The sequence below is a fragment of the Flavobacterium sp. YO64 genome, assembly GCF_004119505.1.
GTDB lineage: Bacteria > Bacteroidota > Bacteroidia > Flavobacteriales > Flavobacteriaceae > Flavobacterium > Flavobacterium oncorhynchi.
The window spans coordinates 61,809-78,357 of record NZ_NRQV01000007.1 but is presented as its reverse complement, the minus strand read 5'-3'; the positions used below and the strand labels follow the sequence as shown (position 1 = coordinate 78,357).

The following is a 16,549-nucleotide window of genomic DNA, read 5'->3' as shown; positions in this document are numbered from 1 at the left end:
GCAATAAAACGTTGCTATTTGTCATTTCGACGTAAGGAGAAATCTCCACGAGAAACTCTACAAAGATTGGTTTACTGTGGCGGAGTTACTGGTGGAGATTTCTCCTTACGTCGAAATGACAAAAACGAGAAAAAAATTGGGACTAGGTGTTTAAATTAAAAACTAAACTTTAGACTTCAATCTGCTCAAAGTTTCCTGCGAAATATTGATATACGATGCTACAATTTTATTTGGAAGCCTTTTGACAATAGTTGGATTGATTTTTAAAAGCTGATTATATCTCTCCAAGGCATCCATAGTGGTAAACGACATTAATCGATTGGCATTATTTACATACGCTTTCTCTAAATAATTACTGTAAAATTCCCTCCATTGCGGAATGATTTTCATCAAATGATTGAAATCTTCATGTGTTATCGCAAGCAATTCAGATTTTTCGATTACCTGAATATTTTCTACGGCAGGCATTTTAGTAATAAAACTAACTAAAGCTGTGGCAAATTGATTTTCGAAAGCAATATATCGAGTGGCGTCTTTTCCTTCTTCATTAATAAAAAAGATTCGGACACAGCCTTTACCAACAAAAAAAGTCTGCTGACTAGTTTGTCCTTGTTCGAGCAGTATCTCATTTTTGTTTTTCTTTAAAGGCTTAAAATAGGAGAATATCGTTTTTAAATCTTCATCAGAAATAGCAATGCTTTTTCTAATATAATTGCCAAGCTGTTCGTATATCATTTTAGTTGTAATCTCGCACGAATTTACGGTAATAGATAATATCTTCTATCGATAGAACTACTAAATCATGCTGTTGTGCAAAGCTAACGATTTTGTCAAGTTTTGCCATGCTGCCGTCTTCATTCATTAATTCACATAAAACAGCTTCAGGTTTTAAATTGGCTAATTTCATTAAATCTACACTTCCCTCAGTGTGGCCATTTCGTTCTAGAACTCCATTATCTTTGGAACGAAGCGGAAATATATGTCCTGGTCTAGCTAAGTCTTCGGGTTTTGCATTTTGCGCAACAGCCGTTTTAATTGTTGTAATTCTATCAGCAGCAGAAACTCCTGTTGTGACACCGTTTTTTGCTTCAATTGTAATGGTAAAAGGCGTTTGAAAACTGCTGGTGTTTTCTTTTACCATGTAAGGAAGATTTAATTGATCTGCTTTTTCATTCGGAAGGCAAAGACAAACAATTCCGCTGCATTCGCGAATCATAAGTGCCATGTCTTTTACTGTAATATGTTCGGCCGAAAAGATTAAATCGCCTTCGTTTTCGCGATTTTCATCATCGGTTACAATAATTCCTTTTCCGCTTTTAAGCTGTTCTAAAGCATTTTCTACACGTTCTTTGCTTGTCATTCCAAATTGCACTAACGGACTTAATTCTGTACTAATCATTTTACTGTATTTTGAAATTGTTTTAGAAATAATGGAATCAGCAAATCTAAAGTTGTTTGTAATGTAAAAGTTTGATATAAGTCAATAAATTCAAAGGATATAAAATAGAAAATCTCCAAAATCAGGCAGCGATTCTGGAGATTTTCACAACTAACTAATTCACAACTAATTTTAAAATTTAATAGCCAAAGAAGCTTTAATGGTTCTAGGTGACTGCGGATTGAAGTAATCTCCCCAATATACTTCATCAGTAAGATTATCAGCTTTAATAGCAAATCGATATTTAGCTTTCTCGTAGAATACAGAAGCGCTTAAAAGATGTACACTTGAAATGGTTACATCATTTGATGAACTTAAAAAACTATTATCTCTATAATTCCCGCCGAAACCAATTCCAAGACCTTTTGTTTTTCCTTGTTTTGCCGTATAACTTATCCAGTAATTAATGGTATTTTTTGGAGTATAAGCAACATGTTTTCCTGCATCAGTTCCGTTCAAGAAAGTAGCATCAAGATTTGCATATCCTAGCATAATATCTAATCCAGTAATTGGACTGGCAAATAATTCCAGTTCAAAACCTTTATTTGCCTGAGTTCCGTCTTGTAAGCTAAATAACTGATTGTTTGGATCCATTCGCAGTTTATTATCAACTTTAATATCAAAATAGCTGGCCATCAAGGTTAAGCGATTCTGAAATAAACTCGATTTAATACCCAGTTCCCATTGTGTTGCTTTTTCAGGATCAGCTTTTTGCATAACTCCATTTCCATTTCCGTCATCTTTCAAGAAACTGTTGATGTTTTTATTTCCGCCCAGATAATTTCCAAATACCGATAATTGATCAGGAAGAATTTCATAAACTAGTCCAAATTTTGGTGTCCATGCACCTTGATTGTATGAAGCATCTGGATTTTTAGCATTTGGAACTGTTGCGCTGGGAGATACTTCTTTAGAATATTCATAACGAAGACTTGTCATTAAGTGCAGCTGTGGCAGAATGTCTAACACGTTTGAAAAATAAGCACTGTAACGATCGTTTACATATCCGCCGGTCCAGAATGTGCTGGCTTCGATAGCCTTGTCAAAATCTTGTTTAGAGAGATAAGGTGCAATTGCAGTATATTGAAAGGTGTCATAAGCTGATGAACCTCCTACATAAAGTTCGTCATCTCTTAAATAATCAACACCAACCAATAAACGGTTACGCATTTTTCCAATTTTAAAATCGCCATTTACATATTGTTGAATGGTTGTAAAATCGATATCATAACGTGCCGTTCCCACAGAACGCTGCACAGTTTGTCCCGTTACGCTGGCACTGATATAATTTGGATTATATAAACTATAAGAATGTCCATATGAAGTGGTTGAAGTCCATTGATCATTTAGTTTGTAAATGGCATCAACAGAAAATATAGAAGATGCTTTTTCGTATATAATTTCATTTGTCGTAAAAGACAAATCATGAATAGGGTTCAGCTCATTTACATTTGTTATGCCTCCTGCACTTAAAAATGGTCTTTGAGTTCCTTGAATTTTGTAGATGTCGGCTTCTAAGACAATTTTTAGTTTTTCACTCGCATTATATGTAAATGCTGGAGCTACAAAATAACTTTCGGCCCAGCCGTAATCCTGAAAACTTTTTTCCTTTCTATAGGCTGCATTTACACGTCCTAGAAAAGCTCCGTCATCACTTAGCGGTGTATTAATGTCGGCAGTTAAGCGATTGTAACCGTAACTTCCGGTAATGTAATTAATGTTTCCGCCAAAAGTTTCATACGGTTTTTTGGTAATACGATTGATAACTCCGCCGTAATTAGCACGTCCATGACCTCCAAACAAAGTTCCTGAAGGACCTTTAATCACTTCAATGTTTTCGATATTTGCCATATCATTTTCGGTCCAGTTTCCAAGCATTTTTCCATCTCTAAAAAAAGCCTGTTCATCAAACCCTCTTAAATAAGAACCTGATCTTACTCCAGGTTCGGAGCCGCCAGAAACTACTCCGGCTGCGCTTCTTAAAGCATCATCAAAATTGGTTAAAACCTGCTGTTCGATTATTTTTGAGTTTATAACTGAATATACTTGTGGGTTTTCGAGATTTTTTAGAGGCATTCGGGCTACATAAACACTTTCTTTAGAAGACAGCTTTTTTCGATTATTTGTTACAATAACTTCTTGTAATTCTTTATTGGATACCTTTAATTGCAAGCTTAGTGCAGTTGTATTGTTTTCTGTTACTGAAACTTCATCTTGTAAGGTTTCATATCCAGTAAGCGAAACTTGGATAGTGTATGTGCCTTGTTTTACTTTATTAAATTCAAAAGTTCCGTCTTCATTAGTTATAGTTCCAAATCGGGTGTTTTTTAAAATAACGTTTACAAATGAAGCGGGATCACCATCAGATGTGGTAATAGTCCCTTTGATTTTTCCATTGTTCTGCTGCGCTTGTGCAATCAGTACAGAAAAAAATAAGCATACTGAAAATGCGAATTTGGTAATTCTTAGTTTGTTAATATTCATGGTTTTTAATGGTTTGATTTTAATTAAAATTATTTAGACTAAATAAAAACAGTGCAAATGTAGAAATTAAAATAAATCATCCTAATGTTTTTCTAGATTAAATGCAGAATATGATTAATGAGTTTTAAATCTGTAAATTACGTTGTAGAAAGGGTGTAATAGTTCTATTACAATTTGTGTACTTTAATGTAATAATTGATAAAAAATTCAGCTTTGATTTTCTTTGCGATATTTTTATTTAATTATCATAAAATCTTAATTTAGCACCTAGAAATTATAATCCAAAACCACTAAAAATCAGTAATAAATGGAAAATGTCACCGTAATTATAATGTTGCTGTTTGGCGTCGCTTTTTTGAGTCTTGTAAGCAAAAGATATAATTTCCCGGTTCCAATAGTGCTTGTTCTCTGTGGTGTAATTATCAGCGTTTTTCCAGGACTTCCAGTAATATCGCTTAGTCCAGAAGTTGTTTTTATTATATTTTTACCTCCTTTGTTGTATCATGCTGCTTGGTACACAAGCTGGTCAGATTTTAAGCAATCCATCCGACCTATAACTTTGGCAGCGGTTGGACTAGTTTTATTTACTACACTCGCGGTTGCAGTTGCGGCGCATATGCTCATAGATGATGTTTCGTGGCCGCTGGCTTTTTTGCTTGGAGCAATTGTTTCTCCTCCCGATGCTGTTTCTGCTACTTCGATTACAAAAGGTTTAGGATTGAATCCGAGGCTTATTTCGATTCTTGAAGGAGAAAGCCTTGTAAACGATGCAAGTGGTTTAGTAGCTTATAAATATGCACTTACAGCCATCACAGCTGGAAACTTTGTATTGTGGCAGGCAGGATTAAATTTTGTGCTGATGTCGCTAATTGGAATTGGAATTGGTTTAGTTGTTGGTTTTATAATGAGTTATATTCATAAACGGTTTGTTTGCGATGAAATAATCGAGGTTACTCTTACGCTGCTAACACCATTTGCGTCGTATTTGCTGGCAGAGCATTTTCATGGTTCCGGAGTTTTGGCCGTTGTTGCTACAGGACTTTATTTATCGGCACGATCAGGTACAATTTTTACGCATGAAAGCCGAATTATGACTGGGACAATTTGGAGTGTTTTAACTAATATTTTAAACGGTTTGATTTTTATTTTAATTGGACTTCAGTTAAGACAGATTATGGCTGGTATTAGTAATTATTCTGGAACTTCATTATTTATTTGGGGAGCAGTTATTAGTGCGGTTGTTATTTTGGTTCGTTTTTTATGGGTTATTCCTGCAACTTTGATTCCTAGATGGCTTAGTAAACGAATCAGACAGAAAGAGGAGTTTGACTATCGCAATATGATTATTTTTGGCTGGTCTGGAATGCGCGGTGTTGTTTCTATGGCGGCAGCATTAGCACTTCCTCTTATGCTGAATGAAACGGAAGCATTTCCGTTGCGAAATTTGATTATTTATCTGGTTTTTTGTGTTATCCTTTCGACTTTAGTAATTCAAGGTCTTACGCTTCCTTGGGTGATTAAGAAATTAAAAATTGAGCGTTATTCTATACTTGCAGAGGAATATAATATTCGAAATGTAATTGTGTCCGAAACTATAGCTCATATTGAAGATAATTTTTCATTATTAGATGGTGATTTACTGCACAATATTAAAAGTAAATATGAAGTAAAATTTAATCGTTTGCAAAAAACGGAACTGCCGGCTAATTTTTTTGGAAATGGTAAAATGCTGGGAGGAGAAATTTTTAATGACTTTACAAAACTTCAAATTGATCTTTTAAATGTAGAGCGAGGGAAACTTGAAGTTATGCATAAAGGAGGATCTGTTAATGAAGAGATTTTTAGAAAAATTGAAAAAGAGCTTGATCTTGAAGAAACGAGATTATGGATGGAAATGTATGAGGAGTAGTTTTCTTTAAGAAAAACAGAATAACCTATTATTTTGATAGGTTAATAAAAGTTTTGATGTTTTTTGCTTTTTATTTCAAAATAACTCTTTAAATTTGCCGCACCAATGAAAAATTATAACCAGAGAAAAAAATATTATAGCTGCAGCATGATGATGTGCTGTGTTGTTGCTGTAGGATTGATTGATCTGGCTTGGATATAAAAATAATGATATTTATTTGAAAGCCTTTCATGATTTAATTGAAAGGCTTTTTTATTTAAAATTTCCATATTCTAAGTAAAATTGAATAGACAAAATGATTGAATTAAAAAATGTAACTAAAACTTTTCATCAAAAAGACAGGATTGTAACTGCTTTATCTGATGTTTCGCTTACAGTTCCACCAGGAAAGATTTTTGGTGTAATTGGAACTTCTGGGGCAGGGAAAAGTACGCTGATAAGATGTGTGAATCTTTTAGAAAGACCAACTTCAGGGGATATTATTGTAGATGGAAAAGCTTTGATGCAATTGTCAAATGCTCAATTGGCAATTGAAAGAAGACAAATAGGAATGATTTTTCAGCATTTTAATCTACTTTCTTCTAGAACCGTTTTCGAGAATGTTGCTTTTCCGTTAGAACTTGTCGGCACTTCAAAATCAGTTGTAAAAACACGTGTTTTAGAGTTACTTCAGTTAGTAGGTTTAGCAGAAAAAGCAAACGATTATCCTGCAAGTCTTTCCGGCGGTCAAAAACAAAGAGTTGCCATTGCGAGAACATTAGCTAATAATCCTAAAGTTTTGCTTTGTGATGAAGCTACAAGCGCACTGGATCCTGCAACAACACGATCAATTTTAAACTTGCTGAAAGATATAAACCGTCGTTTAAATATCACGGTTTTATTAATTACACATCAAATGGAAGTTGTAAAATCAATTTGCGATGAAGTAGCAGTAATTAGTCACGGAAAATTGATAGAGCAGGGAAGTGTTGGAGAAATTTTTGCAGATCCGAAACACGATTTAACGAAGGAGTTTATTGCTTCATCATTGCATCTTGATGTTCCTGCTGTTTATCTTGAAAAATTGCAAAAAGAGGATAACGGAAATTTAAATCCACTACTAAGACTTGAAATGACTGGAAAATCAGTTAATGAGCCAGTTATTTCAGAAGTTTCTAGGCTTTTCGACACTAATTTTAAAATTGTCAGCGCTCAGATGGATCAAGCGGGGGATGTTAATTTTGGTGTAATGCTGATTGAATTATCTGGTAAACGTGAGAACTACAATGCTGCCATCGAATATTTTATTTCAAAACATATTAAAACAGAAATTATAGGTTATGTCTGAATCCATTATTGACTTATTATTAAAGGGAACTCTGGAAACTATAGTGATGACATTTGTGTCTGGCTTTTTTGGTTTTTTATTAGGTCTTCCAACAGGGATTTTACTTTTTCTTACCCGAAAAAATCAAATACTAGAACAACCTGTTTTAAATAGAATATTGTCTGTTTTAGTAAATGTTTTTCGTTCTATTCCATTCATTATTTTAATCGTTTGGATGATTCCGTTTACACGTGCAATCGTAGGAACTTCTATAGGTGTGAGCGCAGCTTTGGTACCACTTAGTATTGGTGCCGCACCGTTTATTGCCCGTCTGGTAGAGAACAGTCTTTTAAGTCTTCCATCAGGATTAATTGAAGCTGCAAGAGCTTTAGGAGCAACTCCTTTGCAGATTGTATATAAAGTATTACTTCCAGAAGCATTGCCATCATTAATAAACGCTGCATCTATAACATTAATTACGCTTGTGGGTTATTCTGCAATGGGTGGTGCAGTTGGCGCCGGCGGTTTAGGACAAGTTGGTTATCAATATGGATATATTGGTTATGATGCTGTAACAATGAATTCAGTATTAGCCTTACTGGTACTTTTGGTATTCCTGATTCAGTTTGCTGGAGATGCTTTATCAAAACGATTTGACCACAGATAATTTCAATTAAAAATTAAGTATTAAAAATTAAAAACATACGAATGAAAAATATTAAAAGTTATTTTAAAACGGGTGGAATTATAGCATTGTCATTAGTTTTATCGAATTGCGGAAAAAGCAAAAATAATGATCCGCATCATATCAAAGTGGGTGTAGCAGCAGGACCTGAATTTGCTGTTGCTCAGGCGGCGCAAAAAGTAGCAAAGGATAAATACGGTCTAGAAGTTGAACTCGTTACATTTAATGATTATGTGATTCCAAACGAAGCTTTGAGTCAGGGAGATATTGATGCAAATGCTTTTCAGCATAAACCTTATCTTGACGAACAGTCTAAACAACGTGGGTATAAATTGGCAATAATTGGAAAAACATTCGTATACCCAATTGCTGGTTATTCTAAAAAAATAAAAAGTCTTTCTGAATTGAAAAACGAAAGCACAGTTATTATTCCAAATGATCCAACAAATGGAGGTCGTTCATTATTGCTTTTAGAGAAAAATGGTTTGCTTAAACTTAAATCTGGTATTGGTTTATTACCTAAAGTAACAGATATAGTAAGTAATCCTAAAAACTTGAAAATATTAGAATTAGAAGCACCACAATTACCTCGTGCTTTAGAGGATCAAAATGTAACGATTGCAATTATCAATAATACATTTGCTTCTCAGGCTGGATTAGTTCCTGCTCGTGATGCATTGTTTGTAGAAGATAAGGATTCGCCTTATGTGAATCTTGTTGTAAGCCGCGAGGACAATAAAAATGAAGAAAAAGTAAAGCAGTTTTTACAAGCTTTTCAATCACCAGAAGTAGAACAGGCTGCCATTCGAGAGTTTAAAGGCGGTGCTGTAAAAGGCTGGTAAAAAAACATAAAAAACTATTATTTTAAAGGCCTTTAGAGGCCTTTTTTTATGTTCTTATTTTAAGTTTTGAAAACAGAACTATTTGATCTCGAGTGAAATAAGTCTTATTTTGTTGTTTTTCAGACGTTTGAGGATTATTTAGATTAAGGTTTACATTTATTTTTGCTGCTGAGAAAAATGATTTAGAACATTCTGAATCATTTGTTATGAAGTAAAAAGTATTCTTAATTAATTCTGTTATGAAAATATTCAATTTAACGCTATTCTTTATTGTAAGTTTTTTTAATGCTCCTGTAGAATATATAAGTGACAAGCCAACTGTAAATATTGAAGAGACAAGACTGACGCAGCAACTTGATGAAATAAAAGCATTGTTAAAGAATCGGGCTGGATACAATGATAAGATTGTTTTTCTGGTTGATATGAAAATCAAATCTGGGTACAATAGGTTTTTTGTTTATGATATAGCCAATAATAAAATTTTAGATAAAGGACTTGTGGCGAATGGATCAGGATCTGAAACAGCTGTAAAAGGAGGTTTGAAATTTAGTAATGAACCCAATTCTAAATGCACTTCGTTAGGCAGATATTCTGTAGGTAAATCGTATAAAGGAATGTTTGGCAAAGCCTATAAATTAAGCGGTCTTGATGAAACTAATAGTAACGCGGCTAAAAGAGCTGTCGTTTTACATTCGTATTCTGCTGTTCCAAATGATGAACAGGATTACTATATATCCAATAGTCAAGGATGCCCTATGGTAAGTGAGGTTTTCTTTAAAAGATTAGAAAAGATTATCGACGGCTCAAAATCGAACATCATCTTGCATATTTTTTATTAATTGAAAGCTTTGAGGCTTTTTGTTACGGAATTTCGTGTGTGATTTCTCCTTACGTTGAAATGACAAACTTTGAGTACTATGTATTAGAAAATAGTTTCTTTCAATTAACTTTTTTTGAAAAGAAAACCCATACTGATTTCAAAAATTCGGGACAAGGCAGTCTTTTTAAATAAAATAGTTAGAGCCAGTTAAATTGCATCTAAGTATTATATGCCTCCATATCGAACGCTTGATCCAAGAATAAGCATTGTTAGACCTATTAAAGTAACACTTACGATTAATACCGCCATTTTATTGATATTATGTTTGCTGAGATTTGGTATTACACTAAATTGAGCAATGAGTGCCAGTAAAAAAGTAAAGAGTAATAATAAGAGTTTTATAGAAACTACCTTTTCGATTCCGCTGGAAAAACTAAACCAAGAATCAAAAGAAACTCCAAAATCATACGCCATCATGATTCCTGTAATAATTAGTAAAAGGAGAGAGCTCATGCCTAGCACTTCAAATTTTTTCTCGTAGTTTAAAATAATTGCAGGGTCTTTTTGCTTTAAAGCTAAAGGAAGGTATCGAATACTTAAAACAAGATGTCCGCCCACCCAGATTGTTGCGGAGATAAGGTGAATTATCAAAAGAAAATGATGCAGTTTCATGAGTTATTTAGTTTTAGATTGGTAAAAGGTAAGAGCGAAGTTTTTTAGAAATTATTCTCTAAAAACAATTTTTACTTTTGATGCAGAAAAATCGGTGCTACTCATTTTTTGATCAGAACGACCTAGAGATGTTAGTGTTGGCACATTATTTCTAAAATGCTGGATATAATAGTTTCCTTCAAAATTTTGAGTTTCAAGATAGGTTCTCATCTTTAATAATTCAGATTTATTGATAAGATTAGAATGTATTGTAGTGCGCACTTCAAACTGAATTGAAGAGGCTATTAAAAGTAATAAACTTTCTTCAAATTCTGAGAACAGATTTGATTTTGTAATCTGTTTAAAGGCATCTGGAAGGCTTTTAAAATCTAAAGCAACATAATCGATCAGTTTTTCAGAAATCAGTTTTCTCAGAACATTTGGTTTCGAACCATTAGTATCAACTTTGATTTTAAAACCTAGTGTTTTTATTTCTTTTATAAAAGTGATTATGCTTCGATGCATGGTACATTCTCCGCCGCTTAGTACTACACCGTCTAATAATCCTTTACGAGTTTTTAGAAATGCAAGAACAGTTTCAAAATCAGTATTTCCTTTACCAAGAACAATATCAGGATTGTAACAATATAAACACCGCATATTACAGCCTGCAAGCCATACAATGCAGGCTGTCTTATCCGGATAATCTAATAAAGTAAAGGGCGTAATGTTGTAAACTGCCTTATTGGATAGTGGATTCCTTGAAATGGGTACGCTGTTGATGTTCGCCTTTTTTTCCAATATTAAAACTTTCTACGGGTCTATGATAGCCCATTACTCTTGTGTAAACTAAACATTTGCTTCTTTTAACTTGCTGCTGTGCTAGAATTTCATGACATTGTGTTTTCATATATTTCGGATTTTTGATTATTCTCGCTGAGTAAAATTTCGTCGCATTTTGGGCAGTATTCATGTTCGCCATTAAGATATCCGTGAATAGGGCAGATACTGAAAATTGGTGTAACAGTTATATAAGGCAGTTTAAAATTTGTCAATACCTTTTTTACAAAGTTTTTACAGGCTTCGGGACTGCTTATTTTTTCGCGCATGTAAAGATGCAGTACTGTTCCGCCGGTATATTTACATTGTAATTCGTCCTGAAGTAATAAGGCCTCAAACGGATCTTCGGTATGATCTACTGGAATTTGTGAACTGTTAGTATAATAGATATTATTGTTTTGACCTGCCTGCAAAATTTCTGGAAAACGCTTTTTATCTTCTTTTGCAAAACGATAAGTAGTTCCCTCTGCAGGAGTAGCTTCTAGATTATATAAGTTTCCTGTTTCTTCTTGGAACTCTTTCATTCTTGATCGAATATGATCTAAAACTTCTGTTGCAAAATGAATCCCGGAATTAGTGGTAATATCTTGTTTTCCATCAGTAAAATTAAGTACCATTTCGTTCATTCCGTTAACGCCGATGGTTGAAAAGTGATTTCTGAAATGTTCCAAATAACGCTGCGTATAAGGATAAAGTCCGCGATCGTACATTTTTTGAATAAAGATTCTTTTTTTCTCCAAAGTCGATTTTGCTTTCTGCAGCAGTTCATCTAAATGATAAAATAGTTTTATAATATTCCCTTTATGTAAATATCCCAAACGGGCCATATTGATTGTTACTACGCCAATGCTTCCAGTCATTTCGGCACTTCCAAATAAACCGTTTCCTCGTTTTAATAATTCGCGTAAGTCAAGCTGAAGTCTGCAGCACATACTTCTAACAGCATTTGGTTTATAAGCTTCTGGATTTTCTATTCTGTTGCCATTTTCATCTAATATATACTGGCTTCCAATGAAATTTTGAAAGTATGAAGAACCAATTTTAGCTGTATTTTCAAACAGTAAATCTACATTTTTACCCTCCCAGTCAAAATCCTCTGTTATATTAACCGTAGGAATTGGGAATGTAAAAGGCTGACCATTTGCATCGCCTTCGGTCATGATGGTATAATAAGCCTTATTAATCAAGTTCATTTCCTCTTGAAAATCGGCATATTTTAAATTCGTTAGAGTTGTAACTCCTCTTTCATTTGCCTTTTTTATTAGGATTGGATCATTTGCAGTAAGAAATAAATGTTCGTTATTTCTTGTAGGAATCTGTTCTTTTAAATCATCAGGAGCAGTCCAATCTAAAGTTATATTCGTAAAAGGAGATTGTCCCCATCTTGCAGGCACATTTAGGTTGTAAACAAAACTTCGAATCGCTTTTAGAATCTGCTCGTAACTAAGCTGATCCTTAAAAACGTAAGGCGCAAGATAAGTATCAAATGAACTGAAAGCTTGAGCGCCAGCCCATTCGCTTTGCAAAATTCCTAAAAAGTTAGCCATTTGTCCAAGCGCTTCTCTAAAATGCGATGGAGGTCTGCTTTCGACACGACCGCGCACGCCGTTGAATCCTTCGTTTAATAAAACACGCAGACTCCAACCAGCGCAGTAACCAGTTAAACAATCGAGATCATGAATGTGTAAATCGCCATTTCTATGTGCAAAACCTTCTTCTTTATTGTAAATTTTATCCAGCCAGTAATTCGCAATTATTTTTCCTGCGGTATTATTAACCAATCCTGCATTAGAATAAGAGGTATTGGCATTGGCATTAATACGCCAATCAGATTGGTTGATATATTCTTCGATAGTTTGTGTACTGTCGACATACGTTGTACTGTCATTGAAACCATCAATATGTTCTCGCTGCAGTTTTCGGGTATGGCGATAGATAATAAAAGAACGCATGGTTTTAAAATAACCATTTTCAAAAAGAACTCTTTCTATAATGTCCTGAATTTCTTCTACCGGCCAAGAGTATTTTGATTCAAGACCTAAAGAAACCAGTTTGTATATCTTTTTGTCAACTGGCAGATTTACGCTCTGAAATGCTTTTTCAATGGCATCTTTAATTTTATAGGCTTCAAAAGGTTTGTAATCGCCGTTACGTTTGATCACATATTTTTCCATGTTTTGTATGTTTAAGAAACTTTCTCAAATTTTTTCTCGAGACTAATAGCTTTTGGAAACAGTATATTGTTTTCCATATGAATGTGTTTGTGCAGATCGTTTTCAAATTCCTCCAGCATTGCAAATGTTACTTTGTAGGTATTGCAAGCATCAGCAGGAGGTGAGTAATTGTTGGTCAAAGCAGCAATTTTTTTAAAACGATCACCTTCTGTATTATGTTCTTGTTTCATCATTGCTATTGGGTTTTCGATAGTTCCAAAGTGCGGCATTTCAAGAAAATCACCTTTTATTTGAGCCGTTTTCATTTTTCGGATAAAAGGAAAAAGTATAACCTCTTCTTTTCTCATATGTGCCGAAAGATCTGCGGCTGATGCAGAGAAAAGAGAATTAATATCGAATAATTCTGGATGTCTTTCCCCGTGAACATTACATAGTTTGTTTAAAAACTGAAATATTACGGGCGTTTTTTCTTTTACATAACGATGATGCGTTTTTTCGATATAATCGGTAAGCAAGTCAAGCGGCCAGGTTTTATAATCAAACGATTGATTTGCTTCGCTTGTTCGTGTTCTTTCAATTTCTGCAATTAATAACTCTTCATCAATAGCTCTTCTTTTGCATACTTCTTCGATCGTGCGGTGTCCTTTACAACAAAAATCAATACTGTATTTAGAGAAAGTTGCTGCTGTTCTGAAATCATCTGCCACGATTTCGCCAATTGTATTTTTTGGTGTTATTTCCATTTTCTTTGAGAGGTTTTAGTCATTCAATTAGTTAGAATGGGTTCTTTTATTTTTTTACATTGTTTAATGATAATTAGGGCTGTGATAAGCATATTGCTGAATTCAATAAAAGGAATTGTGATTTTGTCTTTTTCGATTAGAGAAACCGCTGTATTTTTCAGCATTTTAATTTTTTCTAATGCCTGATCTTTATCACGATTTTCGCTGGTATAAAAAAGGGTAATTAATACTTGCAGTTCTTTTTTTAGAATAGCAAAAGCTTCGTATGTGCTTGTGTCTGTTTCGGAAAACTTTGGGCGAGGTATTTTTGATGAAAATGCAAAATTTTGTATTGTTTTATCTATTTGTTGTGAGGCTTGATGTGCAAAAACTAAGGCTTCTAAAAGCGAATTGGAGGCTAAACGATTTTTGCCATGTAATCCAGTTCTTGCGCATTCTCCTATGGCATATAGATTTTGAATTGCCGTTAAACCGTTGCGATCAACTTTTATCCCGCCGCATTGATAATGAGCTGCCGGTACAATTGGAATTAAATCTTTTTCGGGCTTTATACCTGCTAAATTGCATTGTTTTGCAATTACAGGAAACTCTTTGTAAAACTCGACTGGATCTAAGTGGCGACAATCAAGATAAACGTGTTTTTTATTAGTATGCAGCATTTCGCTGCTAATGGCATGAGAAACGATATCACGTGTTGCTAATTCGCCTCGTGAATCGTATTTAAAAAGGAATCTTTTTTGATCTTCATTAACAACATAAGCGCCAAAACCACGAACTGCTTCTGAAATTAGAAAAAACGGATTTTTACTGCCGGCATACAAGGCGGTGGGATGAAACTGGATGTATTGGAGGTCTTCAATTTCGATCCCAGCGCGGGCAGCCATTGCAATACCGTCACCTGTGGCAATTTCAGGATTGGTTGTGTTCTCAAAAAGCTGGCCGCAGCCGCCTGTACTCAATATAATAGTTCGGGTTTGTATGTATTTTACAGAGTTGCTTTTTTTGTCATAATAAAAAGCACCAGTGCAAAGATTTTCTTCTCCGATTTTTTCGGTATTCAAATCAATAACTTGATGGTTTTCGAGTAACTGTATGTTTGAAAGTTCTTTTATAATACTTAGAAGTTTTTTTTCAATTTCTAAACCAGAACTGTCTTTATGATGCAATATGCGATGATTAGAATGACCGCCTTCTAAACCCAAATTCCATTGTCCGAGTTCATCTTTATCAAAGGAAGTTCCAATGTCTAAAAGTTCTTTTAACCTTTCGGGCGCCTGCTTAATTACCATATTTACAATAGTTTCATCACAGCTTCCGTTGCCTGCTTGCAGTGTATCTTTAATGTGCTGGTCAAAGCTGTCTTTTATCAAATCGGTTACAACCGCAATACCGCCTTGTGCTAATTGTGTATTAGTATTTTGAGCACTTTCTTTGGTCATAATTACAATTGACAAATCGGGTCTTTTTTGAGCTGTTTTCATAGCTAGAAAAAGTCCCGAAATACCTGAGCCAATTATTAAGATGTCAGTTTTAAGCATTTTGTTATTTTTTGGTTCTATGATAATTCAAGCATTCTTTCAATTGGCTTAAGAGCTTTAACTCTTAAAGGTTCAGATATTTTAATTTCTGGACTTTCACTACTTAGGCATTGCAGGAGTTTTTCAAGTGTATTAATTTTCATAAAAGCACATTCACTGCAGGCACAGCTGTTGTCTTCTGTGGATGGGGCCGGGATCAACGTCTTATCAGGTACAGTTTTTGAAAGTTGATGCAGAATGCCGGCCTCCGTAGCCACGATGAAAACGGAAGCAGGATCCGTTTTAATAAAGTTAATAATACCCGAAGTAGAGCCAATATAATGCGCCGTTTTCAAAATATGACTTTCCGACTCCGGGTGAGCGGCAATTTTTGCCGTTGGATTTTTTATATAAATTTCAATTAATTTGTCTAATGAAAAGGCTTCATGAACCACACAAGAACCTTCCCAGAGAACCAAATCACGCCTAGTTTCTTTTTTAAGATAATTTCCCAGATTTTGATCGGGAGCAAAAATTATCTTTTTGTTGTGAGGAATTGATCCTATTATTTTTTTTGCATTAGATGATGTGCAAACGAGATCGCTCATCGCTTTTATTTCGGCAGAACAATTGATGTAGGTTACCACAACATGATCCGGATATTTTTCTTTGAATATTTTAAAATCTTTCGGATCACAGCCATCAGCAAGTGAACAGCCGGCGTTTAAATCTGGAACGAGTACTTTTTTTGAAGGATTAAGGATTTTTGCGGTTTCTGCCATAAAATGAACTCCGGCAAAAACAATAACATCAGCATTGGCTGCCTGTGCTTTTTTGGATAATTCTAAACTGTCGCCAACAAAATCTGCAATATCTTGAATGTCTTCATTTTGATAATAATGAGCTAGAATGACAGCATTTTTTTGCTGTTTTAGGCGGTTTATTTCCTGTATCAAGAATTGTTTATCCATTTTTTTTAATCTGTTTTTTTGAAAAAAAATCAAGCTGTACTAAAGAAATACTGCAGTTGGTAAGACTGAAGATTTTAAAGAATTTGGTAGTTTTTAGGATGCTTGATTGTAAATTTTGATATCGTAAATATATTGCCATCAAAATTTTCAAACTATGATTCCAGTCATA

At 34.3% G+C, this 16,549-nt stretch carries 15 protein-coding genes; 5 read left to right on the top strand and 10 right to left on the bottom strand.

The genetic code is table 11. The annotated features are described in order from the left end of the window. Window positions 1–162 precede the first annotated feature (162 nt). From BOW57_RS06885 to BOW57_RS06875, 3 genes are all read right to left on the bottom strand, one after another. The gene (locus tag BOW57_RS06885; RefSeq protein ID WP_199170230.1) at window positions 163–735 is read right to left on the bottom strand and encodes a Crp/Fnr family transcriptional regulator; all 573 of its coding nucleotides are present in this window, start codon (window positions 733–735) and stop codon (window positions 163–165) included. Between the two features lies 1 nt (window position 736). Beyond that, window positions 737–1,399, bottom strand: a complete 663-nt coding sequence (gene ribB / locus BOW57_RS06880) for a 3,4-dihydroxy-2-butanone-4-phosphate synthase (protein ID WP_129053511.1) — start codon at window positions 1,397–1,399, stop codon at window positions 737–739. 171 nt (window positions 1,400–1,570) lie between these two features. Further along, the gene (locus tag BOW57_RS06875; protein ID WP_129053510.1) at window positions 1,571–3,922 is read right to left on the bottom strand and encodes a TonB-dependent receptor; all 2,352 of its coding nucleotides are present in this window, start codon (window positions 3,920–3,922) and stop codon (window positions 1,571–1,573) included. Between the two features lie 307 nt (window positions 3,923–4,229). Between BOW57_RS06875 and BOW57_RS06870 the strand changes: the two genes are divergently transcribed. The 5 genes from BOW57_RS06870 (at window position 4,230) to BOW57_RS06850 (ending at window position 9,503) form a co-directional block, all read left to right on the top strand. Beyond that, a complete protein-coding gene (locus BOW57_RS06870) occupies window positions 4,230–5,831 on the top strand; it encodes a Na+/H+ antiporter (RefSeq protein WP_129053509.1) in 1,602 nt (533 codons plus the stop codon). Window positions 5,832–6,126: 295 nt separating this feature from the next. Continuing rightward, window positions 6,127–7,158: a methionine ABC transporter ATP-binding protein MetN gene (gene metN, locus BOW57_RS06865; protein ID WP_129053508.1), complete on the top strand. Its 1,032-nt coding sequence runs from the start codon at window positions 6,127–6,129 to the stop codon at window positions 7,156–7,158. Next, window positions 7,151–7,804: a methionine ABC transporter permease MetI gene (gene metI, locus BOW57_RS06860; protein ID WP_089054837.1), complete on the top strand. Its 654-nt coding sequence runs from the start codon at window positions 7,151–7,153 to the stop codon at window positions 7,802–7,804. Before metN ends, metI begins: the two co-directional genes overlap by 8 nt. Before the next feature lie 41 nt (window positions 7,805–7,845). Next, window positions 7,846–8,664: a methionine ABC transporter substrate-binding lipoprotein MetQ gene (gene metQ, locus BOW57_RS06855; RefSeq protein ID WP_129053507.1), complete on the top strand. Its 819-nt coding sequence runs from the start codon at window positions 7,846–7,848 to the stop codon at window positions 8,662–8,664. A gap of 239 nt (window positions 8,665–8,903) precedes the next feature. Continuing rightward, a complete protein-coding gene (locus BOW57_RS06850; protein ID WP_129053506.1) occupies window positions 8,904–9,503 on the top strand; it encodes a murein L,D-transpeptidase catalytic domain-containing protein in 600 nt (199 codons plus the stop codon). A 206-nt stretch (window positions 9,504–9,709) separates the two neighbouring features. Here the strand turns inward: BOW57_RS06850 and BOW57_RS06845 are convergent, their stop codons facing one another. The 7 genes from BOW57_RS06845 to nadA are packed head-to-tail and all read right to left on the bottom strand — an operon-like array spanning window position 9,710 to window position 16,380. Beyond that, the gene (locus tag BOW57_RS06845; protein WP_129053505.1) at window positions 9,710–10,156 is read right to left on the bottom strand and encodes a CopD family protein; all 447 of its coding nucleotides are present in this window, start codon (window positions 10,154–10,156) and stop codon (window positions 9,710–9,712) included. A gap of 51 nt (window positions 10,157–10,207) precedes the next feature. Beyond that, window positions 10,208–10,936 (bottom strand): anaerobic ribonucleoside-triphosphate reductase activating protein, encoded by a 729-nt coding sequence (locus tag BOW57_RS06840; RefSeq protein WP_241687402.1) that lies wholly within the window; start codon window positions 10,934–10,936, stop codon window positions 10,208–10,210. Continuing rightward, on the bottom strand, window positions 10,878–11,045 hold the full coding sequence (nrdD, locus tag BOW57_RS21040; protein WP_123872374.1) for an anaerobic ribonucleoside-triphosphate reductase: 168 nt from the start codon (window positions 11,043–11,045) through the stop codon (window positions 10,878–10,880). Before nrdD ends, BOW57_RS06840 begins: the two co-directional genes overlap by 59 nt. Then, the gene (locus BOW57_RS06830) at window positions 11,026–13,149 is read right to left on the bottom strand and encodes a ribonucleoside triphosphate reductase (RefSeq protein ID WP_129053504.1); all 2,124 of its coding nucleotides are present in this window, start codon (window positions 13,147–13,149) and stop codon (window positions 11,026–11,028) included. The genes nrdD and BOW57_RS06830 overlap by 20 nt, the downstream gene beginning before the upstream one ends. An 11-nt stretch (window positions 13,150–13,160) precedes the next feature. After that, on the bottom strand, window positions 13,161–13,892 hold the full coding sequence (gene ric, locus BOW57_RS06825; RefSeq protein ID WP_129053503.1) for an iron-sulfur cluster repair di-iron protein: 732 nt from the start codon (window positions 13,890–13,892) through the stop codon (window positions 13,161–13,163). Window positions 13,893–13,915: 23 nt separating this feature from the next. Next, window positions 13,916–15,430: an L-aspartate oxidase gene (nadB, locus tag BOW57_RS06820; RefSeq protein ID WP_129053502.1), complete on the bottom strand. Its 1,515-nt coding sequence runs from the start codon at window positions 15,428–15,430 to the stop codon at window positions 13,916–13,918. A gap of 17 nt (window positions 15,431–15,447) precedes the next feature. Next, window positions 15,448–16,380, bottom strand: coding sequence for a quinolinate synthase NadA (gene nadA / locus BOW57_RS06815; protein WP_129053501.1), 933 nt, complete (start codon window positions 16,378–16,380; stop codon window positions 15,448–15,450). Window positions 16,381–16,549 lie beyond the last annotated feature (169 nt).

Excerpts from the sequence above, each read along its gene's own strand:
- BOW57_RS06885 (WP_199170230.1), bottom strand. The coding sequence starts at position 735 with ATGATATACGAACAGCTTGGCAATTATATTAGAAAAAGCATTGCTATT.
- ribB (WP_129053511.1), bottom strand. The coding sequence starts at position 1,399 with ATGATTAGTACAGAATTAAGTCCGTTAGTGCAATTTGGAATGACAAGC.
- BOW57_RS06875 (WP_129053510.1), bottom strand. The coding sequence starts at position 3,922 with ATGAATATTAACAAACTAAGAATTACCAAATTCGCATTTTCAGTATGC.
- BOW57_RS06870 (WP_129053509.1), top strand. The coding sequence starts at position 4,230 with ATGGAAAATGTCACCGTAATTATAATGTTGCTGTTTGGCGTCGCTTTT.
- metN (WP_129053508.1), top strand. The coding sequence starts at position 6,127 with ATGATTGAATTAAAAAATGTAACTAAAACTTTTCATCAAAAAGACAGG.
- metI (WP_089054837.1), top strand. The coding sequence starts at position 7,151 with ATGTCTGAATCCATTATTGACTTATTATTAAAGGGAACTCTGGAAACT.
- metQ (WP_129053507.1), top strand. The coding sequence starts at position 7,846 with ATGAAAAATATTAAAAGTTATTTTAAAACGGGTGGAATTATAGCATTG.
- BOW57_RS06850 (WP_129053506.1), top strand. The coding sequence starts at position 8,904 with ATGAAAATATTCAATTTAACGCTATTCTTTATTGTAAGTTTTTTTAAT.
- BOW57_RS06845 (WP_129053505.1), bottom strand. The coding sequence starts at position 10,156 with ATGAAACTGCATCATTTTCTTTTGATAATTCACCTTATCTCCGCAACA.
- nrdD (WP_123872374.1), bottom strand. The coding sequence starts at position 11,045 with ATGAAAACACAATGTCATGAAATTCTAGCACAGCAGCAAGTTAAAAGA.
- BOW57_RS06830 (WP_129053504.1), bottom strand. The coding sequence starts at position 13,149 with ATGGAAAAATATGTGATCAAACGTAACGGCGATTACAAACCTTTTGAA.
- ric (WP_129053503.1), bottom strand. The coding sequence starts at position 13,892 with ATGGAAATAACACCAAAAAATACAATTGGCGAAATCGTGGCAGATGAT.
- nadB (WP_129053502.1), bottom strand. The coding sequence starts at position 15,430 with ATGCTTAAAACTGACATCTTAATAATTGGCTCAGGTATTTCGGGACTT.
- nadA (WP_129053501.1), bottom strand. The coding sequence starts at position 16,380 with ATGGATAAACAATTCTTGATACAGGAAATAAACCGCCTAAAACAGCAA.